The sequence below is a fragment of the Saccharomonospora cyanea NA-134 genome (genome assembly GCF_000244975.1).
GTDB lineage: Bacteria > Actinomycetota > Actinomycetes > Mycobacteriales > Pseudonocardiaceae > Saccharomonospora > Saccharomonospora cyanea.
On sequence record NZ_CM001440.1, the window covers coordinates 2187572 to 2212474 of the forward strand.

Below are 24903 nucleotides of genomic sequence, written 5' to 3' on the forward strand. Positions count from 1 at the left end.
CATTCTCCGGCGCGGCAGGCGGGTTCGACTCGCGTCTGGCACGTGTCCGTGTCGCGCCACCGTTCGGCGTGAACGGGTATTGAATTACTAGTCGACAGCGTCGTCCGGGTCATCGACAGGTTCGTACGCAACCTTGCCCAGGGGCGGGATCTCGCCATCGTCGAGCGCCCGCACAGCGAGGATGTTCGCGGTCGGGTAGTAGTCGCCGAAACCTGGTCCGAGGAAGACGCAGGGCTCGCTGATGACGACCTCGTGGCGTCGCGCGATCCGCTGCTGCGCCGTCGAGGTCTGTCGGCTCAGGTTCGGGCGCTCCGGGATAGTGCACGGTCCCGACCCGTCCCTGCCACTGGCCGTCGACGTTGTGCTCCGGTCGGCCATCACCGGAAATCCGCATCCGCCGCACACAGCCGTCGGGATCGCGCAGGTCGACGAGGTGCCGGGTGCCATGCACGGTCGTGATCTCCCACACCCGGCCTGGAGTGAGTGGGACGCGTTGCCTCGTCGTCATGGCTTCGTTCTCCCCGCCGAGACCGCGTGCGTCGTCTCGGAGCAGACATGATCCTCTCACCGAGTCCGGCTCACCCAAGTGCACAGAGCTCATCCAGCGAGCCGTAGACGGCGCAGGGCGAACACCTGGCTGGCGAAGAGGGCGATGTGGACGGCGACCCGACGCTCAAGCTCGCTCCTGCGTAGCGATGACAGTTCCTACCCGCTCGTCGCCAGGCTCGCGCGTTCGAGGAGCTCGGCGAGGGCGAAGAGCGCCGGACTTGAGTGGTCGGTGCGCCAGACGAGCCCGAGCTGGCTGGTGGCCTCAAGGCCGCGGACAGGGAGGTAGCGCAGATCGCTGCGTTCGTGGTGTTCGGCCAGAGGGCGGCAGGCGAGCATGGCGTACCGGCCGGAGGCGGCCAGGGTGATGCCCTGCTGGATGGTGGTGATGCCCGCGGTGGACAGGATCGGGACTCCGCCGGGCGTGACGGGCGGGGTGCGGGCGGCCTTCCAGTAGTCGGGGGCGTCGCCGGTGCGGTGCAGCAGATCGAGTTCGGCGAGGTCCTCGACGTCGAGGGCGTCCCGGTTGGCCAGCGGGTGCTCGGCGCTGAGCATGACGAACTGGTCCTGGGCGGGAAACCGGAACCCGACCGTCAGTTCGGGTTCGTGGACGGGAAGCTCGACGATCACGGCGTCGACCTCGCCGCCCAGCACGGCGGCGAAGGGCGAGCCGAGCGGCAGGTCGTGGGTGTGCACGGCCACGCCGTGCTGGTCGTGCAGGGCGCGGAAGGTGGCGGTGATCTCCTCGTAGACCATGCCGGTGAACCCGATCCGCAGCTCTTCCAGGGCTCCGCGCATCGCCCGTTCCCGGGCGCGGTCGAAGGTGCGCAGCAGACCCCGGTAGGCGGGGCGGACCTCCTTGACGAACTGCGCGCCGACCCGGGTCAGGGAGACTCTGCGGCTGGTGCGGGCGACGAGCCGGGCCCCGACCCGTGATTCGAGGGTGGCGATGAGCTGGCTGACCCGTGACTGCGAGAGTCCGAGCCGCTCGGCGGTGCGCCCGAAGTGCAGCTCTTCGGCCAGGGTGATCAGGCACTCGATCTGCTGCAGATGCGCTTGGTGCATCGTGGTCAGCCCTGCGCTCATGACCCATGAGCCTACCAGCCGATCGATGAGCCAAGCTCATCGATCGATGAGGAGATCGGCGTTGTTCCCGCCCCTTGCAGACGATGGAGTGGAGGGCATGAGCTGTTCTGTGACTTCCCCCGATGCGATCCGTGGCGAGCGGACCTCCCTGCACCAGTGGGTCGCCGTCGGCGTGCTCACGCTGGCGACGTTCCTGGTCGTGACCTCCGAGATGCTGCCGGTCGGTGTGCTCACCCCGATGGCTGAGGGGCTCGGCATCTCCGCGGGGGCGACCGGGACGAGCCTGACGATCACCGGCCTGGTCTCGGCAGTCACCGCCCCCGTGGTGCCCCGCCTGCTCGGGAACCTCGACCGCCGCGTCGTGCTCGCTGTCGCGATGGTGGTGCTCGCGATCGGCAACGGGCTCACGATGATCGCCGGCGGCTTCGGCATGCTCGTGGTCTCGCGTGTCATCCTCGGCGTCGGCATGGGAGTCGTGTGGGGGATGGCCTCGGCGGTCGCGACCCGGCTCGTCGCGCCCCGCAGCATCGCCCTGGCGGTGTCGTTCGCCGTCAGCGGGGTGGCGTCGGCCTCGGTGCTCGGTGTGCCGCTGGGCACCTTCGTCGGCAACGCCTTCGGCTGGCGGGCCGCCTTCGGCTCCCTCGCGGCCATCGCGCTGGTCGCCGCGGCAGCCCTGCTGCTCGCGCTGCCGGTCCTGCGCCGTCCCGAGGCGACGGACAATCGCGTGGAGACCGGGCAGCGGGCCTCGCTGGCGCGGCCAGCGGTCATCACCGGACTGACCGTCGTCGTGCTGCTGGTCACCGCCCACTTCGCCGCGTACACCTACGTGCGGCCCGCGCTCGAGGAGCTGCCGCGGATGTCGGCGAACGCGATCGCACTGCTGCTTCTGCTCTACGGGGTCTTCGGGCTGATCGGCAACTTCGCCGCCGGAGCCGCCGCTGGCCGCAAGCCGCGCCTGACGGTGCTGCTGCTCGCGGCAGGAATCAGCCTCGCCCTGGCGATCCTCGCCGTCTTCGGCACCAGCGCCCTGGTCGCGGGGCTCGCGATCGCTGTGTGGGGCGTAGCCTATGGCGGGCTCTCGGTGGGTGCGCAGCTGTGGATGACCACCGCCGCCCCGGACAGGGTCGAGCACGTCACCGGCCTCTACGTCGGCGTGTTCACGGGCTCCATCGCCCTCGGTGCGTTCGCCGGCGGTCTCGTGGTCGAAGGGGCGGGCATCGTGCCGCTGCTGTGGACGGCCGCCGCCGTGGCGCTGGCCTCGCTGCTGGTCGGCCTCGTCGGGCCCGGGCCGAAGCGGGGCCTGCGTGTCTGAGGCCGGCGAGATCGTCAGTCCGGTGCCGTGCCTACGGTCCATGCGTCGCGGTGCCGAACGGGTTGTCGATGACCCACAGAGATCAAGGTGTGAGGAGGATCTTCCCTGCTGGGCGACCGGTGAGACTCAGCCGCAGGGCGTCGGCTGCTCGCGCCAGGGGGGATGTCTCGCCGATCTTGACAGTGAGCCCGCCTCGCGCGGCGATCGCGACGGTCTGCTCCAGTTCATCGTCGGGGTGCCGCACCCACGGAATGCTGGCGGCGCGGGAGTGCTCGTCGCCCTACGCCGTCACCGCACGGCCACCCTCAACGAGCACGGCCCGGGTCGCGGCGACGAGTCCGTTCCCATAGGGGACGGGGATCGTCCCCTATGGGAACGCAGGTACGAGTGGTTGTGGGCAGAGGCCGTGCCGATGACGCGGGGACCCCGGTCGAGAGCAATCCGCACGGTCGCGGACCCGACATTCCCCGCAGCTCCGTGCACGAGCAGCGTGTCGGCGCTCGTGATCGCAAGGTTCTGCACCATCGAGAACCCGCGGCCTTCGCGGCCACGGGTTCTCGTGTCGACGGTCGTAGCACCATCGGATAATCGATCATGCGACGCTCTTGCATGCCTCCAACTGTGCGGCGTGAGGTGCCTTGTCCGCCGCAGCCCGCGTCGCGATCCACCCGGTGAGCGCCGGCGCGAGCACGGCGGGGGCCAGCGCCCATGCGGCGAGGTCGGCCGCCCCGATTCCGGCGGTGAGCAGCGCGCCCCGAGTGCTGCGCCGACGGCGGAGCCGAGGTACATCGCGGCCATCTGGAAAGCGATGATCGACATCGCCTGTGCAGGGCGGTCGAGTTCGCCGCTCTGGCGACGTCGTTGAGGTTGCCGCCGATGTTGGCCAGCACCCCGACGCTGCTGCCACAGCTGCTCGATCAACCGCTCCACCACCGCCCGCTCGGTTCTGTCACGCCCGGCGTTGCGGCGGGACGCGGCCTGCACCGCGGTCGCCGAGATCCACGCTCCCGGCTTCCTCCCCGCCACCGCCGCGGCCGCGCACACCGCAGCCCACTCCCGCTCGGTCAACCACACCGAGGTCCGTGACCGCCGCCGCCCCTGCCCAGCCGCCGCCTGACCCCGCGTGCTCGATCCCCTCACCGCCATCGCCGCCCCTTCGACTCCGGCCCGCCGGCCCGAGGCCCCCTCCTCCGGCGACGTGCCCTCATGCTGCCAGCGGCCGACGACGTCGTCGGCCGCGATCTGACAGTTCTTCGGTATCTTGCTCCGCGGGCCGGGCGGTGAAGAGGCACTGCGCAGCACATCTTGCTCCGCGCGGAGGCCGCGCAGAATGGCCCGCTTCGGTGAGGATCAGGCGTTCGCGCCACACGTGATCACGCGCGCGGCATAGTGCTGTCGTGAAGTGGAGAGTCCGAGCGGCCCAATCGCGGTTAGGGTTCTGGTGGCGGGGATGGTTGTGGCGTCGTCGTCTTCGGAAGGAGGCTGCGACCCGGAAGCATCGGCGGTTGTCGTGGTGGTGGGTAGGCTTCTGCGCCGTCACAGCGGTGAGTATCGGGGCGGGTGTGATGTGGTGGTCGTGGCCGCCCGAGTTCCCGACACCGACCGAGGCGAAGGACAGGATCTCGGCGGTGGCCGAGGAGACCAAGGCCCGGACCGACGCTATCCGGACCGGGTTGGCGGCCGCAGGCGGTGTGGGCGCGGTGTGCACGTTGCTGTTGGCGGTGCGGCGGCAGCGTACGACGGAGGAGGATTCGCAACAGCAGCGGATGACCGAGCTTTACACCGTTGCGGTCGAACAGCTCGGCCACGACAGTGCCGCGGTGCGGCTCGGTGCTTTGTATGCGTTGCAGAGGCTGGGCCGTACTTATCCCGAGCAGCGGCAGGCGATCGTCAACGTGTGGTGCGCCTACCTGCGCATGCCCTTCCGCGATCCTGAGGCGGCCAACGTGCGTGAAGAGGAAGCCGCCGAGCTGCGCCAAGAGCTGGAAGTGCGGCTGACTGTGCAGGAGCTGCTGCGCGAGCACGTCCACTCCAGCCCGTGGAGAGGTAGGCCCGTGTCAGCGCAGTACTGGGACAACGTCTTGTCTGTGAATCTGGCCGGGGCAGACTTGTACGACCTCAACCTCACCCATTGCCTCCTCCATGAGACGACAGGCTTCAGACGAGCCCGGTTTTTCGGACGCACCTCCTTTGAGGATGCTGGGTTCTGCGTCCCTTGGTTCGAAGGTGCCAAATTCCTCGGCGAGACCTCTTTTGACGAAGCCATCTTCGGCCTCGGCGTCGGCAAACTCGGAGATGTCCCGAGCGGCTTCGGCATCGCCTCGTTCGAAGGCGTGACGTTCGGCAAGCGCATCTCGTTCGACGGCGCGATAGCACCCCTCAACGGTGCGCACACCTGGCCGGAGGGATGGGAACTGCGGCCAGCCGAGGATGTGGAGGCACCGGAAGGTGGTGATCCAACTGTCCCGTGGGGTCGGTTGGCCCGGGTGCCGGACCCGGGCCTCGAGGGTGGCTCGGGGCTGGCGGAGGACGCGTCCGTGGAACCGGTGAGTGACCGACGCGCTGATGCGGACAGCCGCACTTTCTGCTACACAACGGAGATTTCGTGGATACACTGGCAGGTCTGCCGACGGAAGGGTCCGTGCCTGTCGCGTGCCGTCCGCGAGCGACACACGACTATGAGGGCCAACCTGCTCATCGCGAGAGGTCGTGTCGTTCCGCGTCCGCGGCAACCTATTCGAGATACTTGTGGGTGACATGAATCTCTGACATCGAGCGAGTTCGCGCAGCCGAGCCATCGCCGGGGAGTTTTCGTTCGAGGATCCCACCGCCGAGCTGACCCGCCGCAGGGAGGAAGCACGCGCGGTCATCGCACGGGCCGTCGTCGCGTACATCTTTCAGGGGGATTCCCGGCTCGGCGGACGTATTCCGCTCGACTCCCGTAGCGCGAGCGGATTCCACCTGACCCGGGCGACCGAGTGGTTCGTCATCAGTCACGAGCTGGGACACCTCCTGGCCGGCCACCTGGACGTGTCGCGGACCCGCACCGAGTCCGGCGAGCTGATCCGGAAAACGCGGTCCCAGGAGTTCGAGGCCGACGAGATCGGTGCGCTGCTGGTACTGCGTGGTCTCGAATCCCGTGACCGGCTCTGGGCCAACTTGGCGCTCGCCGGGCCGTTTCTCTTCTTCGCCATCGACCACCTCGTGACCCGGGTGCGGAACGAGGTCCAGGACATCCCCGAGGCCCTGGTGGTCACCGACCATCCTCCCTCCGACGAGCGCGCAGCGGCCCTGCGCCGGGTGTTCCGGGAGCACGCGGGTGTCGGCGCACTGCAGTTCGCCAACGCCACACTTTCGTGGCTCTCGAATCAGGAAGACGACATCCTCGACACGGTGGACCGGATGGTGCACTCGTGACCGCTCACCGTTTCCGTGTGCCATCCGGTGCCGCTCCGCCCGGTCTCGTCCGGACGGGTCGCCACTGTGGGGTGAACCGTGGTGCCGCCTGGGCGGAGGTTCGCAGCGACACGGGTGTTCGCGTCCGAAGGGGACTGCTCGCCCGCCGGTCGGCGCGGGCCCGCCGTGTCAGACTGCGTTTCGTGCGAGGTCTCGCAGCACACGCCGTGGCTCTGGTGCGCGCCAGCCATCCGGAACCGACCGTGGTCGTCACGGCCGTCGCCGTGGGGCTGGCGCTGAGCACCGGACGGGACGGTGCCGGGGTGGTCGCGGTGGCGGTGGCGGTGCTGTCGGGACAGCTCTCGGTGGGGTGGCTCAACGACTTCCTCGACGCCGACCGTGACCGGCTGGCCGGGCGGCGGGACAAGCCCGTGGTCACCCGCGCGGTCTCGCGGCGCGCTCTGGCGCTGGCGACGCTTGCCGCCGCCGTCGTGTGCGTGCCCGCGTCACTCGCGTCGGGCCCGGTGGCGGGTGTGGTCCACCTGCTGGCCGTGGCATCGGCGTGGGGCTACAACCTCGGCGTGAAGTCGACGCCGCTGTCGGTGCTGCCCTACGCACTCTCGTTCGGGCTGCTTCCCACTTTCGTGGTGCTCGGGCTTCCCGGCGCGCCGGCACCACCCTGGTGGTTGCCCGCCGTAGGCGCGCTGCTCGGTGCGGGAGCGCATTTCACCAACGTGCTGCCCGACCTCGCCGCCGACGCGGTGACCGGCGTTCGGGGGCTGCCACACCGGATCGGTGCCGCCGGGAGCCGGGTCGCGGCAGCGGCCCTGCTGTTGACCGCCTCGCTCGTCCTCGCGGTGGCGGCGTCGGTGGAGCCGTTCGTGGCGGTCGTCGTCCCGGTACTGGCCACGGCGGTGCTGGTGACGGGTTTCCTGCTGGGCCGCCGGGGAGGGTCGCGCGCACCGTTTCGTGCGGTGCTGGCCGTGGCGTTGCTCGACCTCGCCCTGCTGCTCACGGCCGGTCACACGATCGTGGGGTGAGTGGCTCACCATGACGGTTTCCGTGGCCAGCCGGCAGCGGCGGGATCGGTGACACTGCAGGAGTGCTTGCCTTACCGGAGGTCCGGACGCGGCGGCGTTCTCACCCGGAGCTGTTCCGAGGCCGCAACGATCCGGCACAGTACGACGATCTCGCGGGGGAGTGGTGGCGGCCTCGCGGGGCGTTCGCGGCGTTGCACTGGCTGGCCGCCGCCCGGGCGGACCTGGTGCCGCCGGCCGACCGCCCCGGCGCGGTGCTGGTCGACCTCGGCTGTGGCGCGGGGCTGCTGGCTCCACACCTCGCGGGCAAGGGTTACCACCACATCGGGGTGGACCTCGGCGCCTCCGCGCTGACGCAGGCCGCCCGCCACGGCGTGACCGCCGTCCGCGGTGACGTGCTGCGCGTTCCCCTGGCCGACGGCTGCGCGGACGTGGTCACCGCCGGGGAGATTCTCGAACACGTCACCGACCTGGCGAGGGCCGTCGGCGAAGCCTGTCGGCTTCTCCGCACCGGAGGGCTGCTGGTGATCGACACTCTGGCCGCGACGGCGGCGGCGCGCTTCCTCGCGGTGACGGTGGCCGAGCGGGTTCCCGGCGGCCCGCCACGAGGAATCCATGATCCTGTGCTGTTCGTCGACCGTGCCGCGCTCGTGCGGGAATGCGCGGCTCACGGGGTGAGGCTGCGGCTGCGTGGTCTCAGACCCTGTCTCACCGATTCCGTGCGGTGGCTGGCCGGACGCACCGACCACGTCCGGATGCGGCCGACGCGGTCCACGGCGGTGCTCTTCCAGGCTGTGGGGCGGCGCGGATGACGAGCACGAAGCGAACGAGTCCGGCCGCGGCGGCGCGGGAACTGGCTCCGGGGCTGGCGCGCCGCGCCGCGGAGTACGACGAGCTGGCCTCCTTTCCTCAGGCCGACTTCGACGACCTGCGCGCGGCCGGGCTGCTGGGACTGATGGTGCCCACCCGGCTCGGTGGGTCCGGTGCCCGCTTCGCCGACTACACCGCCGTCGCGAGTGAACTCGCCGCCGGATCGGGTGCGACAGCCCTGATCTTCAACATGCACGCGTCGGTGACGGGTGCGCTGGCGCACACACCCGACGACGTGGCCCGGTCGATGGGGGCACCGCCGGGTTACTTCGCCGCGCGCGACCGGATCCTCGCCGACGCGGCCGCCGGTGCCCTCTACGCCGTGGCCATGAGCGAGCGCGGCGTCGGCTCCCGACTGTCCCGGCTGACGACGTGTTACGAGCGGACCGCCGGAGGGTTCCACATCACCGGCTCCAAGGCGTTCGTGTCCGGGGCCGGACACGCCGACGCCTACCTGGTGGCGGCCCGGGCCCCGGAACCGGGCCCGGACGACCGGCCGGTCGTGTCGTACTTCCTCGTGCCGGCCTGCGCCGGAGTGACCGTCGAACCGACGTGGAACTCGCTGGGCATGCGGGCCACCGGAAGCCACGACCTGCACCTGGACGTCACCGTCCCCGCCGACGCGCTGCTCGGTGGGGTGGAAGGGCTCACCCTCCTGCTGGCGCAGGTCATGCCGCACTGGCTGGTCGCCTCCTACGCGGCGGTCTACGTCGGGGTGGCCCAGTCCGCGGTCGACGCCGCCTCGGCGCACCTGACCGAACGAGGACTGAACGACCTGCCCGCCGCGCGGGCACGGATCGGGCGGGCGGACACGGCGGTGGCCGCGGCCCGCCTCGCCGTCACCGAGGCCGCACGGCGGGTCGACGCCGACCCCGGAGCGGAGGAGACACGTCGTGCGGCCTGGCGGGCGAAACTGCTCGCCGGTGACACGGCCGCGCAGGTCGCCACCAGCATGCTCGAGGCGGCGGGCACGTCGGCCACCCGCCGTGGTCACCCCCTCGAACGCATCTTCCGGGACGCCCGATGCGGCGCGCTGCAACCACCGACCTCCGACGTCTGCGCCGACTGGCTCGGAGTCGCGGCGCTGGGCGGTGACCCCGAACGGGATACGGCGACTCCTCGATGGTGAGCACGACCGCCCACCTCACCGGTTTCGGGATCGCGACGCCCGCTCGCGTCGACCAGGAGACGCTGTGGGAGGACTTCTTCGCCCGGCACTTCTCCGGTGCTCGGGCGGCGGGACGGGTGTTCCGGTCCTCCACGGTGCGTCGACGTCACGCAGCGGTGAACCCTCTCGTCGAGGACGTGTCGACGTGGTCGACCGAGGCGCGGATGCGGCGTTACGCGCGGGAGGCGCCCCCGCTGGGAGCGAGCGCGGTGGCCGCCGCCCTGGCCGACAGTGGTCTGGCCGCCGAGGACGTCGGGCTGTTCGCGGTGGCCTCCTGCACCGGCTACACCACACCCGGGCTGGACATCCGGGTCACCACCGACCTCGGGATGCCGCCCGACGTCCAGCGGCTGTTGATCGGCCACATGGGCTGCTACGCGGCGATCCCCGGTCTCGGCGCGGTCGCGGATTTCGTGGTGGCCCGGCGGAAGGCGGCGGTGCTGCTGTGTCTGGAACTCACCTCACTGCACCTGCAACCGGCCACCGGAAGCCTGGACCAGGCCGTGGCGCACTCGCTGTTCAGCGACGCGGCGGCCGCGGTGGTCGTGCGGCCGGAACCCACGCGGGGAGCGCTCGCGATCGTGGACATCGCGGCGCTGACCGACCCGGCGGGCGCCGACCACATGACCTGGAACGTCACCAACCTCGGGTTCCGCATGGGCCTGTCCCCCCGCGTCCCGGACGTGCTGTCCCGCCACGTCGGCCCGATGATCACCGGGCTGCTCGCCCGGCACGGCCTCACCCCGGCGGACGTCGACGCCTGGGCCGTACACCCCGGAGGGCCTCGCATCCTGGAGGCGGTGGGCGACGGACTGGCACTGCCCGACGCCGCCCTCGCGCAGTCCCGGCACGTGCTGGCCGAACACGGCAACTGCTCGTCGGCGACGGTGTTCCTCGTGCTGGAGGCGTTGCGGTGCGGTGGCCGTCCCCGAGCGGGACGCTACGGGGTCGCGATGGCGTTCGGGCCTGGTCTGACCCTGTACGCCGCCCTGGTGCAGGCGACGTGAGCACGCACCGAGTACCGGACTGGCCACGGATGGGAACGTGTGTTCGGGTTCACCGTTCTGGACTCGGTCATTTTCTTGAATGATTCCAGAAAAGGTGCTTACCTGGAGACATGCGACCCTCCCACCACGACCTGCTCCGCCACGTCGGGCTGCGGGTCACCGCTCCGCGACTGGCGGTGTTGGAGGTGGTCGAAGCCAGTCCCCACGCCGACGCGGACACCGTCCGCAGCCGGGTGGTCGACCGGCTGGGAGCCGTGTCGACACAGGCGGTCTACGACATCCTGCACACCCTCACCGATGCGGGAATCCTCCGGCGCACCGAGCCCGCGGGCTCACCCAGCCGGTACGAGATCGCCACCGGCGACAACCACCATCACCTCGTGTGCCGGGGTTGCGGTGACGTCGTCGACGTGCCCTGCGCCGTCGGTGAGACGCCGTGCCTGCACGCGAGCGACGACCGCGGTTTCCTCATCGACTCGGCCGAGGTCATCTACTGGGGCTACTGCCCCTCCTGCCTGTCCAACTCCGCTTCCTAAAAGGAGAACGCATGTCCGACACCACGGGCACCCCGTACCACGAGACGCCGTCGACGCGCGAGAACGGCGCACCCGCCGTCAGCGACCGCAACTCGCTGAGCGTGGGCAGCAACGGACCGCTGCTGCTGCACGACGTCCGGCTGGTCGAGACGCTCGCGCACTTCAACCGGGAGCGCGTGCCGGAGCGCAACCCGCACGCCAAGGGCGCGGGGGCGTTCGGCGTCTTCGAGACCACGGAGGACGTCTCCCGGTACACGAAGGCCGCGCTGTTCCAGAAGGGCGCCAGGACCGAGATGCTGGCCCGGTTCTCCACCGTGGCCGGTGAGCAGGGCTCGCCCGACACGTGGCGCGACGTGCGTGGTTTCTCGCTGAAGTTCTACACCAGCGAGGGCAACTACGACCTCGTCGGCAACAACACGCCGGTGTTCTTCCTGCGTGACCCGATGAAGTTCCCGCACTTCATCCGCTCCCAGAAGCGCATGCCGGGCACCGGTCTGCGTGACAACAACATGCAGTGGGACTTCTGGACGCTGAACCCGGAGTCGGCGCACCAGGTCACGTACGTGATGGGCGACCGCGGCCTGCCGCGCACCTGGCGTCACATGAACGGCTACGGCTCCCACACCTACATGTGGGTCAACGCCGAGGGCGAGAAGTTCTGGGTGAAGTACCACTTCAAGTCCGACCAGGGCGTCGAGTGCATGTCCAACGAGGAGGCCGAGCGCCTCGCGGGCAAGGACGCCGAGTACCACCGGCGTGACCTCTCCGATGCCATCGAGCGTGGCGAGTACCCGAGCTGGACGCTGTACGTGCAGGTGATGCCGTACGCCGACGCGAAGACCTACCGGTTCAACCCGTTCGACCTGACCAAGGTGTGGTCGCACGCGGACTACCCGCTCATCAAGGTCGGCACCATGACGCTGAACCGGAACCCGGAGAACTTCTTCGCCGAGATCGAGCAGGCCGCGTTCGCGCCGTCGAACCTCGTGCCGGGCATCGGTGTGTCGCCGGACAAGATGCTGCTCGGCCGCACCTTCGCCTACGCCGACGCCCAGCGCGCCCGGATCGGCACGAACTACTTCCAGCTGCCGGTGAACCGGCCGAAGGTGAAGACCAACTCCTACACCTTCGACGGCAACATGGCGTTCGAGCACTCCGGCAGGGCCCCGGTCTACGTGCCGAACTCCTACGGTCGTCCGTGGGCCGACGAGACCGGCCCGGTGGAGGACGGCTGGGAGTCCGACGGCGAGATGGTGCGCAGCGCCTACTCGCTGCACCCGGAGGACGACGACTTCTCCCAGGCGGGCACCCTCGTGCGCGAGGTGTTCGACGACGCGCAGCGTGACCGCCTCGTCGACACGGTGTCCGGCAGCCTGGCCGACGGTGTCGAGGAGCCCGTGCTGTCGCGGGCCTTCCAGTACTGGCGCAACATCGACGCCACCATCGGTGAGCGCATCGAGAAGGCGTACTACGAGAAGAAGTGAGCCCCTTCCCGCAGCGGGTGAACAACGAGGGCCCGGCCGTCCCGATGGGGCGGCCGGGCCCTCGCCGTCCGTGGCGCCCGGCACGGCACCGGAACGCCGGGATCCGTCTTCGAAGATCGCTAGTGCGATGTCCGTGGACCTTCGCCGGCTCGCTAACCTCAAGACATGGGTAAGGAAGATCGGCTCGCCATGGTCGAGAGCCTGCTCGCCCTGCCCTTTCCCGGGACGCACACGCAAGAGAAGGATCGCTCCGGCGGGCCTGGCTACCACGTGTGCGTTCTCCAGGCCAGCCAGGACTTCTGGGACGACCGCAGCGAAGAAACCGTCGAGGCGGCCAGGGAGGAAGTCGAGGCCACTTTCCAAACGCTGGTGACTGCGTTGACGGCGCGTTGGGGCGGGCCCAAGCCGATCGATCTGGAACGGTATCTCTGGAGTCAGAGCCTAGCTCCGGAGCCGATGAACCAGCTCTGCCAGCTCAGCGGCGAGATGCTCGTCTGGTGGCGGCCGGAAGTCGACAGGTGGATCGGACTCGCCGTCGGACAGGGTGACCCGGAGTTTCCCATCGAGTTGCTCGTGGCGGTTGGCGAGGCCTCGATCCCCTTAACTTGAGTGCGTCCAGCCTTCCTCCGTCCGAGGTACAGGGGAAGCCGATGAGGTTGACCGGCAAAAGATCAACACAGGCGCGGCAGGACGATCACTGCGCGTACGGGCAGCGAGATTCAAGCGCCTCTGGCGCGAGAAGCCGGAAGGTCGAAACTCAAGCTAGCGGCGGATGAGGCCGAGTTCGGTAGCGGTGGCGACGGCGGCGGTGCGGGAGTCGACGCCGAGCTTGGTGTAGACGCGAGCCAGGTGCGATTTGACGGTGCCCTCGGTGAGGTGGAGCCGGGTGGCGATGGCGTGGTTGGACAGACCCGCGGCGACCAGCGTCAGGACCTCGGTCTCGCGCCGGGTCAGGGAGGTGCCGGGGGAGCGCAGCCGGTGCAGCAGCCGGTCCGCGACGGCCGGTGCGAGCGTGGTGCGGCCCGCGGCGGCGGTGCGGACGGCGGCGGCCAGGTCCTCCGGCGGCGCGTCCTTGAGGAGGTAGCCGGTCGCACCGGCCTCGATGGCGGGCAGGGTGTCGGCGTCGGTGTCGTAGGTGGTCACGATCACCACGCGGGGAGCGTCGGGACGCGCGGTGATCGCCGCGGTGGCCTCGGCGCCACTCATCCCACCCCCGAACTGCAGGTCCATGAGGACGACGTCGATGTCGCCTCCGGCCGCGCGGGCGACGGCCTCCTCGGCGGTGGCGGCCTCGGCCACCACCGCCATGCCGGGTTCGGTCTGGAGCACGGCGCGCAGCCCGGCACGGACGACGGGATGGTCGTCGGCGAGGAGCAGGCGGATGACGGTGTCGGTGTCGGTCACAGGTGGTCCTCGGATGCGGCTGTGGTGGGGTGCCCGACGGGAAGCCGGGCGGTGAGGGCGGTGCCCCGCCCGGGTGCGGAGTCGACGGTGAAGGTCCCGCCGAGGGACTGGACACGGGCTCGCATCGCGGCGAGCCCGAACCCACCGGTCTGCGGGCCGGCCGAGGGCAGGCGGCCGGGCACGAAGCCGCGTCCGTCGTCGACGACGTCCACCTCGACGCGGTCACCGAGGTAGCGGAGGGTGACTTCGGCGCTGGTGGCGTGGGCGTGGCGGACGGTGTTCGCGATGGCGGACTGGACGATGCGCAGCAGCGCGACCTCGTGGGCGGTCGGCAACGGTACGGCCTCGCCCGAGAGCCGGAACCGCGCGGTGATCGGGTGGCGGGTGCTGGTGGTGGCGCACAGGCGTTCCAGCGCACCGGCGAGGGTGGTGTCCTCCAGGGCGGGCGGGGCGAGGGCGGCGACGAACCGGCGGGCCTCGGCGAGGTTGTCCACGGCGGCCTGCCGTGCCTGGTCCACGTAGCCGGCGGCGGTCTCCGGCGTGCCGGGCAGCGCTCGTTCGGCGGCGCGCAGCAGCAGTTGGATGCTGGACAGTCCCTGCGCGAGGGTGTCGTGGATCTCGCGGGCCAGCCGTTCGCGCTCGGCCAGCACACCGGCGGTGTGCTGCGCGGCGGCCAGATCGGCGCGGGTGTCGGTGAGCTCCTCGATCAGGCGCCTGCGCTGTTCACTCTCCCGGTACAGGGCCTGGTATCCCCTGACCACCGCCACCGCCACGGCGGCACCGAGAGCGGGCCCGATCGCCATCGCCGCGCCGAAGGAACCCTGGTGCGCCGCGAAGCCCGCGACGGCCGCCGCCGCGGTGAGCACCACGGCGACCAGCCCGGCGCGGCGCGGCAGCAGGTGGAGCTGGAGGAAGTACAGCGGGAACGCCACCCAGACACCGTCGGCGGACAGGGCCAGCAACACCAGCCAGGCGGCCCCCACGGCGGTCAGCCAAAGCGCGGCGGCCCGCCGGGAACGCCTGACGTGTGGCAGTACGGGGCCCACCGCGTACACCAGACCGCATGCCGTGGCCGCCGCCACGACCGCTCCGGCGCGTGGGTCACCCGCGGCCACGGCCCGTCCGGCGGCCAGGACGAGGAGCCCGAGCACCAGCAGGTGCAAGCACCAGGCCAGAGCACGAGTGGTGGGGGTCAGGGCCGGCGCGGTGGTGTTCACAGTCCTTCCAGCCTAGGGAGAAACCCGCGAGCGGGCCTCCGTCGAAAGTAAGAACCGGCCTGCCGCTTTTCGTCGTGCCGATTGCCGACCCGCGTCGGATGCCGTCCGGAGGGAGCGGCGGCCACCGTGGAATGACATCCCGCTTCGTTTAGGAAGGGCAACCGATCGTGTTCGTCGCCTGGAGAGATCTCAGGTACGCCAAGGGGCGCTTCGCTCTGGTGGGCGCTGTCATCGTGCTGATCACCCTGCTGGTCGGACTGCTGTCCGGGCTGACCGAGGGGCTGGGCCAGCGGAACGTCTCAGCGATCACGTCACTGCCCGCCGACAGGATCGCCTTCGGGGCGCCCGATGCGAGGCAGGGGCTGTCGTACGCGAACTCCACCGTGACCGAGAAACAGTGGCGGCAGTGGGCCACGACGCCCGGCGTGACCGACGCCGAACCGCTGGGTATCGGCACCACGAAGGCCGTTGCCGGCGACAGGAGCGTCACCGTGTCCGCCTTCGGCGTCCGGCCCGGCTCGCCGCTCGCGCCCGACAGTGGCCGGATCGACGACCAGGCGGCGGTGCTGTCCACCACCGCCGCCGAGGACCTCGGCGTGGTGGTGGGCGACACCGTGACCCTCGCCGGGCAGCCGGTCACCGTCGCTGCGGTGAGCGGTGACGCCTCCTTCAGCCACACTCCCGTCGTCTGGTCCAGTCTCACCACCTGGCAGGCGGTCGCGCCCCGCCCGGCCACGACCGGCGAGCCGACCGCCACTGTCATCGCGCTGAACGCCGCCCCCGGCACCGATCTGGCCGCCGCCGACCTGGCAGCGGGCACGAAAACGGTCGCCAGGGACGACTCGTTGTCGGCGATCGGCTCCTACGCGGCGGAGAACGGCTCGCTGCAACTCATGCGCGGTTTCCTGTTCGTGATCTCCGCACTCGTCATCGGTGCCTTCTTCACCGTGTGGACCATCCAGCGCAGCGCCGACGTCGCCGTGCTCAAGGCACTGGGCGCCTCCACAGCTGGTCTGCTGAGGGACGCGCTCGGGCAGGCCGCCGTCCTGCTGGTCGGTGGCACGCTCGTCGGCAGTGGCATCGCGGCAGGCCTCGGAGCCGTCGTCTCCGGATCGGCCGTGCCGTTCGTCCTCACGCCCGCCACCATCCTCGTCCCCGCGCTCGTGCTGATCGCGCTCGGCGTGCTCGGAGCCGCCGTGTCCGTCCGCCGCATCACCTCCGTCGACCCGCTGACCGCTCTGGGGAGTGCCCGATGAGTCTGCGTCTGACCGGTATCACACTCACCTACCGCGACGGTGACTCCCGCCTGACCGCCCTCGACGACGTCAGCCTGGACGTGCCCGGAGGTAGCCTGACGGCGGTCGTCGGCCCCTCCGGCTCCGGCAAGTCCAGCCTCCTCGCGGTCGCCGCCACCCTCATCACCCCGGATACCGGCACCGTCGTCATCGACGGCACCGACACCGCGGGCCTGAGCCGGGGAGAACTGACCGGCCTGCGTCGCCGTAAGGTCGGGATCGTCTTCCAGCAGCCCAACTTGTTGCCTTCCCTCACCGCTGCCGAACAGCTCCAGGTCATGGCACAGCTCGACGGCCGCAAACCGCGCGGTGTCCGGAAGCGGGCCCTCGAAATTCTCGACGCCGTCGGCCTTGCCGACCAGGCGAACCGACGGCCGCATCAGCTCTCCGGCGGTCAGCGTCAGCGTGTCAACATCGCCAGGGCTCTCGTGAACGACCCCACCGTTCTCCTGGTCGACGAACCCACCAGCGCACTCGACCACGAACGCGGCGCCGCCGTCATGGACGTGATCACCCGCCTCACCCACCAACAGGCCACGGCGACCGTCCTGGTCACCCATGACCGCACTCACCTCACCGCGGTCGACCAGGTCGCCGAGATGCACGACGGCCGCCTCCGCCGTCCCGCGGCGATCCCATAGCCGACCGGACCACGGACGTGTCCCGGGAAACCGGTGCGCGGTGCCGGATGAGCACGGGCGGTCGCCGGACGCGAAGCCCTCAAAGCGTCACCCCGCGGGCCGGAACGCCGCCACCGCGGCTTCGGCGATGGCTTGGTCCTGTTCGCCGGTCCCGCCGCTGACGCCCACGGCGCCGACGACCTGGCCGTCCTGCTGGAGCGGGATCCCGCCCGCGAAGACCATCACCCGACCCCTGTTGGAGACGTGGATCCCGAAGAACTGCGATCCGGGTTGCGCGTTGTCGGCGAGGTCTCCGGTCTGGATGTCGAAGGCGCGGGCGGTGAAGGCCTTGTTGATGGAGATGTCGATGCTGCCGATCCAGGCGCCGTCCATGCGCGCGTGTGCGACCAGGTTGCCGCCCGCGTCGACCACCGCGATGTTGGCCGGCTGCCCGACTTCCCGCGCTCTGCGTTCACCTGCCGCGATGATCTCGCGTGCTTCGTCCAGCGATACCGACGGCAGCTGCCGCATGGTCGTCACCTCCGCGTGTGAGTGGCCGCCTGTCGGCCACACCGGCCACCTACCACCGAGGAACGGGTCGAAACACCGACGACGCGTCGACTCCTCGGCGCCGTCCGTGGTCGATCGGTCACCCCGTTCCAGTGCGTGGTACGCCCCTCCGAGGGCGGCCTTCCCGATCGAGAATGGGCGCATGACAACCCGACCGGACAAACGTCTGCCCGACACGCTGTCGTTCCCGACGAACGCCGTTCACGCGGGTAACGAGATCGATGCCGGTTCGGGGGCGATCCGCACCCCGATCGTCATGGCCAACTCCTACGCGCTGCCCGAGGACCCGGCCCAGTTGAGCTGGTCGGGGACCGACGTCCCGCTCTACACCCGTAACTCGGGCGCCAACCAGCTCGCGCTGCAGAACAAGCTGGTGGCCTTGGAAGGCGGCGAGGACGCCGTCGTGCTGGCGTCCGGAGTCGCCGCGCTGCACGCGGTGTTCTTCACCCACCTGCGCACGGGTGACCACGTGGTCGTCGCCGACGTCACCTACGAGGCGACCTGGCGGTTGTTCGCCGAGCTGCTGCCGGCTCGCTACGGTATCGAGGCCACCTTCGTCGACATGACCGATCTCGACGCCGTGCGGGCGGCGATCCGGCCCAACACGCGGATGGTGCACGTCGAGACCATCGCCAACCCGACCACCAAGGTCACCGACATCGCCGCGGTGGCGTCGATCGCGCACGACGCGGGAGCGATCCTGGTCGTCGACTCCACGTTCACCCCACCGCCGCTGTACCGGCCGCTGTCCGACGGCGCGGACCTGGTCGTGCACTCGCTGACGAAGTACATCAACGGACACGGTGACGCGATGGGCGGCGCGGTGATCGGCTCGGCCGAGCTGATCGCCCCGATCAAGAACGACGCGATGGTGGACGTGGGCGGGGTGATCTCGCCGTTCAACGCGTGGCTGATCACCCGTGGTTCCGTGACTCTGCCGCTGCGCCTGCGCCAGCAGAACTCCTCCGCCGCGCGGATCGCGGCCCGGCTGCGGGAGGACCCGCGCATCGCCTACGTGGCGTATCCGGGACTGCCCGACCACGCGCAGCACGACGTCGCGACACGGCAGTTCGGCGGTCGTGGTTACGGGGCGATGATGGCGTTCGCCGTCGCGGGCGATCCCGAGACACAGAACCGGTTCGTCGCGAACCTGCGTGTCATCACCTCGGCGGTGTCGCTCGGCCACGACGAGTCCCTCATCGTGCACGTCGGCACCGAGGGGCCACGGGTCGCGCACTACCCGGAGGAGTTCCGCAAGTGGGGCCATCTGCGGTTCTCGGTCGGTATCGAGGACCCGGACGACCTGATCGCCGACCTGACCTGCGCGCTCGACGAGACCTTCGGGTGAGGGGTTCGTAGCCCGACAGAGCGGGCGCCGCCGGAGCACCTCCTCCCCGGAAGCGCTCCGGCAGCGCTCACCGCATCGCGGCGTGGCGGGCGACGTCGGCGGCCTGCTCCATCGACTCGACGAGCAGGTCCCGGTACTTCGCCGCCGTGGCGGCGTCTCCCGCGGCGATGGCGTCGTCGATCGCGGACAGTGGCTGCACCGCGTAGCCGGTGTAGAGGCCGGGGGCGTAGACCATGTGCTTGAACCACTCGCGGCCGGGCAGCCCCTCTTCCTGGATCAGGGCACGTTCCTGGGCGATCAGCGCGTCGTTGACGGCGTCGAGGCCGTGGCCCTCGGCACGGACCGCCGCGTTCTCCAGTTGCCGTGTGGCCGCCCGCCAGTCGCGGGCCGCGTCGTAGGCGGGACGGAGGTCGACCACGGCAGCGTCGGCCTGTGCCTCGTCCAGCGCCCGCAGGTGCCGTACCACCTCGGCCGCGTAGTCGGAGTAGGTCATCGGCAGGACGTCGGAGTCGGCCATGCGCAACGCGAACGTCCCGGCGTAGGCGGCGGCGACCGCGTGATAGGTGTAGCCGGGGTCGAGGAAGTTGCGCATCATGTGCAGGTCGTCGTAGGCGCTGTGGTACTCCCCCGAGGGCGTCGACGTCCCGAAGTCGGCCGACGCGATGCCGAGGTGGTCGAGGAACGCGGTGTAGTCCGAGCCGCTGCCCAGCCTGTCCGGCACGGGCCGTTGCTTGCCCGAGGACTGCTGCCAGTTGGCGTACACCGTGCCGTGGTGGGGATCCTCGACCGTCTTCGCGATGTCGACGAGTACCTCGTCGAGCGCGGGCACGGAGCCGGCGGAGAAGTTCCTCCCGCCGCCCGCGCCGTCCATGTTGAGGTAGACCACCGCGTTCTCGATCAGGTCGGCCCGGTGCTGCTCCGCCCACTCGGTGGCGCCCAGCAGGCCGTACTCCTCGCCGTCCCAGCCGGCCAGCACGATGGTGCGCTCGGGCCGCCATCCCCGGTCGAGCAGTGTCGACATCGCCCTGGCGGTCTCCATCAGGGTCGTCCACCCCGACACGTCGTCCTTGGTGCCGTAGGTCCAGGAGTCGTAGTGGGCGCCGAGCACGACCTTCTGCTCCGGGTGCACCGAGCCGGGGATCTCGACGACGACGTCGTTGACCGGGATCCGCTCGTAGTCGATGTCCAGGTCGAGATCGACGGTGGTGGGGCCCGGGCCGATCCGGTAGTCGAGGTCCAGACCACCCTGCCAGCCCGCCGGGGCCCGCGGACCTTCCAGCGCGGCCAGCAGGTGCCGGGCCTGTCCGTAGGAGATGGGGGTGGTCGGAACCCCGGGCAGGTTCTCCGCCTCGGACGGGTCGAGTCGCGGCGTGCCGGGGATCGACGGCTCGCCCGGGGTGAGCGGGTCGCCGGGGTAGGTGAAGATGTACTGCACGCTGCCACGCTGGATGCCGTCGGCGTTGCGCCACGGACCGTCCGGGTAGACCGGGCCTCGCGTGAAGCCGTCGTCGGCGGGGTCGGAGTACAGGATCACGCCCGCCGCGCCGTGTTCCTCCGCGACCTTCGACTTCACTCCACGGAAACTGTTCCCGTACCGTGCCAGCACGATCTTGCCCTCGACGTCGACGCCCAGCTCTTCGAGCTTCGCGTAGTCCTCGGGCAGCCCGTAGTTGACGTAGACCACCTCGGCGGTGACGTCACCGGCGGGGGAGTAGGCGTTGTAGCCGACGACGACGTCGTCGAAGTTCTCGTGCCACGGGAAAGGCGGCTCCTTGACCTCCAACGCCCGCCGCTCGGGACCGGTCATCGTCACGGAGACGTCCCTCGGCACGGAGGCGTAGACGTCGTAGCTCTCCAGCTTCGCGTCCAGCCCCCACGAGGTCAGCATGTCCACCGAGTACTCCGCCCTGCGCGCGGCACCCTCGGTGCCCACGAGGCCGGGGTGGACGGACATCGCCTCGCTCATCCGCGCGGCGCTGGCGGCGTCCACTTCCTCCCGGAGTGCACGCTCCCACGAGCGGGGGTCATCCGACCGGTGCGGTGCCGCGACCGCCGTGGTGGCGGCGGTGAGCCCGGCGACGAGCGCGGTGACCACCGCTGCCGAACCGAGTGCTCTGCCGAGCCGTCGGCGTGCTGAAAGACGTGCCATCCCGTCCTCCTGTCCCGAGAGGCGAATAGTGAGCACACCATCTTTACAGAAAGCACCCGGAATTGTGCGGTGAGTAATCACGACATGCGTCCGGCCCAGGGAAGCCCGGCCGCTCCGCCGGTGCCTCCGCGGTGGGGCCGGTGTCCGGTGGTGCTCACCACGTGGAACCCGCACCGTGTCGACCGGTAGAGTCTTCGGCGGCCGCACCAGGGGTGCGGCCAGTTGGCTGTGCATCTACCGGCCGTCGGGACCCCGACGGACAGCGGCGGCACTCAACCACCGCGTCCGTGGAGGTGTTCCGTGACCCAGACGGTCGAGAAGCCCCTGCCCTCGTCGGCCCCGACCCTGCTCCGTACGGCGGGACTGCCCTACTTCCTCATCGCCTTCGTCGCGCGTCTGCCGTTCGCGATGATGGTCGTCGGTGTCCTCACCCTCGTCGTCTCCGCCCGAGGGTCGATCTCACTCGGCGGGCTCAACTCGGCCGCCGTCGGCGCGGGCACCGCCTGTTTCGGCGCGCTCCTGGGTGCGGCCGCCGACCGTTTCGGACAGCGGCGAGTGCTCCTCGTGCTCGCCGCCGCGAACGCCGCGATGCTGCTCGCCTTCGCGGTGGTCGCCTACAGCGACGCCCCGGACGGTGCCGTCCTGGTGGCCGCGTTCGGAATCGGTGCCACGGCGCCCCAGGTCGCGCCGCTGTCACGCTCACGCCTGGTCACGCTGATCACCGAGCGGATGGATCCCGCCCGCCGGGCGCGGACCCTCTCGTCGACCATGGCGTACGAGTCCGCAGCGGACGAGACCGTGTTCGTCATCGGGCCGTTCGTCGTCGGATTGCTCGCCTCCGCCGTCGCGCCGTGGGCGCCACTGGTCGGGGCCGCCGCGCTCACCGTGTTGTTCGTCGGCGCGTTCGCCCTGCACCCGAGTGGCCGTCTCGTCGCTGCCGCCCGTGGTGCGGACGGGAGGGCGCCGTCCCCGGTACGCGAACTGTTCCGTGTTCGCCTGCTCGTCGTCGTGGTCGGGATCTTCGGTGTCGGCACCTTCTTCGGCACGATGCTCACCTCGCTGACCTCGTTCATGGCTGACCGCGGCCTCTCCGAGCAGGCCGGACTCATGTACGGGGTGATGGGCATCGGTTCCGCGGCGTTCGCTCTCGGCGTCGCGCTCCTGCCCGCGCGGTTCTCGATGCGCGCCCGCTGGGCGACGTTCTCCGCGATCCTCTTCACGGGCAGCCTGCTGCTCCTGCTCGTGGAGGACGTTCCCGGGATGATCGGCGCCCTCGCGCTCATCGGCGTCGGTATCGGCCCGACCCTGGTCACCCAGTACAGCTTCGGCGCCACCCGCAGCCCCGCCGGGCGCACGGCGACCGTGATGACGATGCTGGGATCAGGGGTCATCGTCGGTCAGTCGTTGGGTGCCGCCGTCACCGGTGAGGTCGCCGAGCGCGCCGGAACGCACCCGGCCCTCCTGCTCCCCGTCCTGGCGGCGGCGATCGTCGCCGCCGCGGGAGCGGTGAACTGGTTCCTCACCGGTGCCGGGAGCGAAAGCCGGTAGGGCGGACTCAGCAGTCGCCGTCGAAACAGAACGACGACTCGGCCTCGTCGGTCTTCACGACCTTCAGCCGGATCTCCGTGTCCGTGTCCCGCCTGCCGGTAGGGGTCTGCTCCACGACCTTCCAGTTGGCGTAGTTGATCGCGACAGCGTGCCCGTCCACCGGCACGACCTCCACGTCGCGGAAACCGGCGTCGCCCAGCTCGCCGTAGGCGGTCGACAACAGCTCACCCTCCACGTCGGGCACCTCCGCCGTGGAAGGTGCCTCGCTGGTTTCCTCGAAGCCACTGCCGATGTCGGCCGCGATGTTGGTGTCGGCACTGGCGGTGGTGGTCTTCACCTCGCCCTCGCCACCGTTGGTGACGGTTCCGATGACGGCGAGGACGACGACGGCGCCCACGCCGATCGCGAGGTTCCGGGATGTGTCAGACACGAACATGGCCTTCCTGAGAGAAGTGAACGGATTGGCGGGTGGGAAGCACCCGCCCGTATACGGAGGAAGGCGCACCGCATGACGCGGACGGGCCTGTTCGTTATCGACTCTCCACCCGATCGAGTGACGTGGCCTCTCTGTCGAGTGCCCACCCCCGCAGGTCGGCCTGTACCGCCGGGGAGAGTGCTGAAGCCGCAGGCACGGTGGCGGACTGGGTTGTGACCGCCGTCCGCGTCGCCGGGTTTCCCGGCGTGGCGGCGGTGGTAGCCGATCAGCCAGGCATTCCGGCGCCCCGTGCGGTCGCCCTTCACGGAGGAACCCAGGAGGAAGCCATGGAACCACCGCGCATCCTGGTGGTCGGCGGAGGGTTCGCCGGCGTGGAGTGCGTGCGCCGACTGGAACGGTTGCTCACCCCGGACGAAGCGTCGATCACGTTGGTGGCCGCGCGTAACTACCAGCTCTACCTGCCGCTGCTGCCTCAGGTGGCGGCAGGCATGCTCACACCGCAGTCGGTCGCGGTGTCGTTGCGCAGGCTGTTGCGGCGCACCCGGGTCGCGCCCGGCGCGGCGCTCGGGGTGGACCTCGACGCGAAGGTCTGCGTCGTCCGGGGACTGTCGGGGCGGATTCGCGTCGAGCCGTACGAGTATCTCGTACTCGCACCGGGCAGCGTCACACGCACTTTCGACATCCCCGGGTTGGCCGAGCACGCCCGGGGCATGAAGACCCTCGCCGAGGCGGCGTACCTGCGTGACCACGTGATCGCGCAGCTCGACATCGCCGCGGCCGCACCGGAGCGCGATGAGCAGGAGGCCCGCCTGCAGTTCGTCGTGGTGGGCGGCGGCTACTCGGGCACGGAGACGGCGGCCGCGCTGCACCGGCTCACGTCCGCGGCCGCAGGGCGGTACCCGGGGCTCGATCCGCACGCGATCAAGTGGCACCTCGTCGACATCGCCCCCAAGCTGATGCCCGAACTCGGTGACGACCTGGGTGAGAAAGCCACCGACCTGCTGCGACAACGCGGCATCGACGTCTCGCTCGGCGTGTCGGTGGCCGAGGCCGACGCGGAGACCGTGCGGTTGACCGATGGCCGAGTGCTGCCGTGCCACACCCTCATCTGGACCGCGGGGGTGCGGCCGAGCCCGCTGATCGACACGCTCGGCGCGGAGACCGTGCGCGGACGGCTCAAGGTCACCGAGAACATGGACGTCCCGGAACGTCCCGGTGTGTTCGCGGTCGGGGACGCCGCCGCGGTGCCCGACATCTCCAAGGGCGACGGTGCCGTCTGCCCACCCACCGCACAGCACGCGCAGCGGCAGGGACGGGCGGTCGCTCGTAACGTCGCCGCCACGCTCCGTGGCCAGCCCATGGAGCCGTACCAGCACCGGGACATGGGGCTGGTCGTGGATCTGGGGGGTACGGACGCGGTGGCGAATCCGCTCGGCGTGCCGCTGACGGGCCTGCCCGCGCAGGCCGTCACGCGCGGTTACCACATGGTCGCCCTGCACACGTCCGTCGCCAGGGCGCGAGTGCTGACGAACTGGGTGCTCAACGCCACGTCCGGGGACGACTACGTCCGCATGGGCTTCCTCGCCAACCAGCCCGCGACGCTGCGGGAACTGGAGCATACGGACGCCTACCTGAGCGCGGACCAACTCCGCAGCTACACCAGACCGTCCGACGTGCCCGGGTAACCGCTCGTCAAGTCGGGGACCCTCGGCGCGGAAACCGTCCACAGAGGACGCCCCTTCTACGCCGGGCAGATCGAACGAGCCCGAAAGCACCAGCACTCTCGGGTAGTCGCGGGAGCGCAGCGGTTCCGACGGACTGCGTGGCGTGGTCGCCCGAGGCGATCCCAACACGATCGGCAGTGCCGACGCGAA

Annotated in this window: 23 protein-coding genes; 15 read left to right on the forward strand and 8 right to left on the reverse strand. The window is 70.4% G+C overall.

What is annotated here, in order from left to right:
* Positions 1 to 87: 87 nt before the first annotated feature.
* Together SACCYDRAFT_RS10475 and SACCYDRAFT_RS10480 are read right to left on the reverse strand one after the other, a co-directional pair.
* Complete coding sequence (locus SACCYDRAFT_RS10475) at positions 88 to 447, reverse strand: hypothetical protein (protein ID WP_157606481.1); 360 nt, start codon at positions 445 to 447, stop codon at positions 88 to 90.
* Positions 448 to 705: 258 nt separating this feature from the next.
* A complete protein-coding gene (locus SACCYDRAFT_RS10480) occupies positions 706 to 1632 on the reverse strand; it encodes a LysR family transcriptional regulator (RefSeq protein ID WP_005456010.1) in 927 nt (308 codons plus the stop codon).
* 97 nt (positions 1633 to 1729) lie between these two features.
* Between SACCYDRAFT_RS10480 and SACCYDRAFT_RS10485 the strand changes: the two genes are divergently transcribed.
* Positions 1730 to 2944 carry an MFS transporter gene (locus SACCYDRAFT_RS10485; protein ID WP_043537198.1) on the forward strand — a complete coding sequence of 405 codons (1215 nt, stop codon included), beginning with the start codon at positions 1730 to 1732 and terminating at the stop codon, positions 2942 to 2944.
* A gap of 82 nt (positions 2945 to 3026) precedes the next feature.
* Here SACCYDRAFT_RS10485 and SACCYDRAFT_RS27300 read toward each other — a convergent pair whose 3' ends face one another.
* The gene (locus SACCYDRAFT_RS27300; RefSeq protein ID WP_157606482.1) at positions 3027 to 3188 is read right to left on the reverse strand and encodes a zinc-binding dehydrogenase; all 162 of its coding nucleotides are present in this window, start codon (positions 3186 to 3188) and stop codon (positions 3027 to 3029) included.
* A gap of 1384 nt (positions 3189 to 4572) precedes the next feature.
* On the opposite strand from SACCYDRAFT_RS27300, the gene SACCYDRAFT_RS25400 reads away from it, so the two are divergent.
* The 9 genes from SACCYDRAFT_RS25400 to SACCYDRAFT_RS10530 all read left to right on the forward strand — a co-directional run bounded on the left by SACCYDRAFT_RS25400 (position 4573) and on the right by SACCYDRAFT_RS10530 (position 13051).
* Entirely contained in the window at positions 4573 to 5700 is a 1128-nt protein-coding gene (locus tag SACCYDRAFT_RS25400) for a pentapeptide repeat-containing protein (protein WP_157606483.1), read from the forward strand.
* Between the two features lie 274 nt (positions 5701 to 5974).
* Positions 5975 to 6361, forward strand: a complete 387-nt coding sequence (locus tag SACCYDRAFT_RS10495; protein ID WP_005456014.1) for a hypothetical protein — start codon at positions 5975 to 5977, stop codon at positions 6359 to 6361.
* Positions 6362 to 6543: 182 nt separating this feature from the next.
* The gene (locus SACCYDRAFT_RS10500) at positions 6544 to 7380 is read left to right on the forward strand and encodes a UbiA family prenyltransferase (RefSeq protein WP_043537200.1); all 837 of its coding nucleotides are present in this window, start codon (positions 6544 to 6546) and stop codon (positions 7378 to 7380) included.
* Between the two features lie 62 nt (positions 7381 to 7442).
* Complete coding sequence (locus SACCYDRAFT_RS10505; protein ID WP_005456017.1) at positions 7443 to 8189, forward strand: class I SAM-dependent methyltransferase; 747 nt, start codon at positions 7443 to 7445, stop codon at positions 8187 to 8189.
* Positions 8186 to 9376 (forward strand): acyl-CoA dehydrogenase family protein, encoded by a 1191-nt coding sequence (locus SACCYDRAFT_RS10510; RefSeq protein ID WP_005456018.1) that lies wholly within the window; start codon positions 8186 to 8188, stop codon positions 9374 to 9376. Before SACCYDRAFT_RS10505 ends, SACCYDRAFT_RS10510 begins: the two co-directional genes overlap by 4 nt.
* Positions 9370 to 10422 carry a type III polyketide synthase gene (locus tag SACCYDRAFT_RS10515; protein ID WP_005456019.1) on the forward strand — a complete coding sequence of 351 codons (1053 nt, stop codon included), beginning with the start codon at positions 9370 to 9372 and terminating at the stop codon, positions 10420 to 10422. The genes SACCYDRAFT_RS10510 and SACCYDRAFT_RS10515 overlap by 7 nt, the downstream gene beginning before the upstream one ends.
* A gap of 110 nt (positions 10423 to 10532) precedes the next feature.
* Positions 10533 to 10958 (forward strand): Fur family transcriptional regulator, encoded by a 426-nt coding sequence (locus SACCYDRAFT_RS10520; RefSeq protein WP_005456020.1) that lies wholly within the window; start codon positions 10533 to 10535, stop codon positions 10956 to 10958.
* Between the two features lie 11 nt (positions 10959 to 10969).
* Positions 10970 to 12442: a catalase gene (locus SACCYDRAFT_RS10525; protein WP_005456021.1), complete on the forward strand. Its 1473-nt coding sequence runs from the start codon at positions 10970 to 10972 to the stop codon at positions 12440 to 12442.
* 165 nt (positions 12443 to 12607) lie between these two features.
* Positions 12608 to 13051 carry a hypothetical protein gene (locus SACCYDRAFT_RS10530; RefSeq protein ID WP_005456022.1) on the forward strand — a complete coding sequence of 148 codons (444 nt, stop codon included), beginning with the start codon at positions 12608 to 12610 and terminating at the stop codon, positions 13049 to 13051.
* A gap of 153 nt (positions 13052 to 13204) precedes the next feature.
* Here SACCYDRAFT_RS10530 and SACCYDRAFT_RS10535 read toward each other — a convergent pair whose 3' ends face one another.
* On the reverse strand, positions 13205 to 13846 hold the full coding sequence (locus SACCYDRAFT_RS10535) for a response regulator (RefSeq protein ID WP_005456024.1): 642 nt from the start codon (positions 13844 to 13846) through the stop codon (positions 13205 to 13207).
* Complete coding sequence (locus tag SACCYDRAFT_RS10540) at positions 13843 to 15063, reverse strand: sensor histidine kinase (RefSeq protein ID WP_005456026.1); 1221 nt, start codon at positions 15061 to 15063, stop codon at positions 13843 to 13845. Before SACCYDRAFT_RS10540 ends, SACCYDRAFT_RS10535 begins: the two co-directional genes overlap by 4 nt.
* A 167-nt stretch (positions 15064 to 15230) precedes the next feature.
* Here SACCYDRAFT_RS10540 and SACCYDRAFT_RS10545 point away from each other — a divergent pair, with 167 nt between their 5' ends.
* Together SACCYDRAFT_RS10545 and SACCYDRAFT_RS10550 are read left to right on the forward strand one after the other, a co-directional pair.
* Entirely contained in the window at positions 15231 to 16319 is a 1089-nt protein-coding gene (locus SACCYDRAFT_RS10545; RefSeq protein WP_005456028.1) for an ABC transporter permease, read from the forward strand.
* Positions 16316 to 16999 (forward strand): ABC transporter ATP-binding protein, encoded by a 684-nt coding sequence (locus tag SACCYDRAFT_RS10550; RefSeq protein WP_005456030.1) that lies wholly within the window; start codon positions 16316 to 16318, stop codon positions 16997 to 16999. Before SACCYDRAFT_RS10545 ends, SACCYDRAFT_RS10550 begins: the two co-directional genes overlap by 4 nt.
* A gap of 87 nt (positions 17000 to 17086) precedes the next feature.
* Here the strand turns inward: SACCYDRAFT_RS10550 and SACCYDRAFT_RS10555 are convergent, their stop codons facing one another.
* A complete protein-coding gene (locus tag SACCYDRAFT_RS10555) occupies positions 17087 to 17509 on the reverse strand; it encodes a GlcG/HbpS family heme-binding protein (protein ID WP_005456031.1) in 423 nt (140 codons plus the stop codon).
* 181 nt (positions 17510 to 17690) lie between these two features.
* Between SACCYDRAFT_RS10555 and SACCYDRAFT_RS10560 the strand changes: the two genes are divergently transcribed.
* Positions 17691 to 18896, forward strand: coding sequence for a trans-sulfuration enzyme family protein (locus SACCYDRAFT_RS10560; protein ID WP_005456032.1), 1206 nt, complete (start codon positions 17691 to 17693; stop codon positions 18894 to 18896).
* A gap of 67 nt (positions 18897 to 18963) precedes the next feature.
* Here the strand turns inward: SACCYDRAFT_RS10560 and SACCYDRAFT_RS10565 are convergent, their stop codons facing one another.
* Positions 18964 to 21045, reverse strand: a complete 2082-nt coding sequence (locus SACCYDRAFT_RS10565) for a M28 family peptidase (RefSeq protein ID WP_005456033.1) — start codon at positions 21043 to 21045, stop codon at positions 18964 to 18966.
* Positions 21046 to 21345: 300 nt separating this feature from the next.
* On the opposite strand from SACCYDRAFT_RS10565, the gene SACCYDRAFT_RS10570 reads away from it, so the two are divergent.
* Positions 21346 to 22593, forward strand: a complete 1248-nt coding sequence (locus SACCYDRAFT_RS10570) for an MFS transporter (protein WP_005456034.1) — start codon at positions 21346 to 21348, stop codon at positions 22591 to 22593.
* A 7-nt stretch (positions 22594 to 22600) separates the two neighbouring features.
* Here SACCYDRAFT_RS10570 and SACCYDRAFT_RS10575 read toward each other — a convergent pair whose 3' ends face one another.
* Positions 22601 to 23029, reverse strand: coding sequence for a hypothetical protein (locus tag SACCYDRAFT_RS10575; protein ID WP_005456035.1), 429 nt, complete (start codon positions 23027 to 23029; stop codon positions 22601 to 22603).
* A 326-nt stretch (positions 23030 to 23355) separates the two neighbouring features.
* Here SACCYDRAFT_RS10575 and SACCYDRAFT_RS10580 point away from each other — a divergent pair, with 326 nt between their 5' ends.
* The gene (locus SACCYDRAFT_RS10580) at positions 23356 to 24714 is read left to right on the forward strand and encodes an NAD(P)/FAD-dependent oxidoreductase (protein WP_005456037.1); all 1359 of its coding nucleotides are present in this window, start codon (positions 23356 to 23358) and stop codon (positions 24712 to 24714) included.
* Positions 24715 to 24903 lie beyond the last annotated feature (189 nt).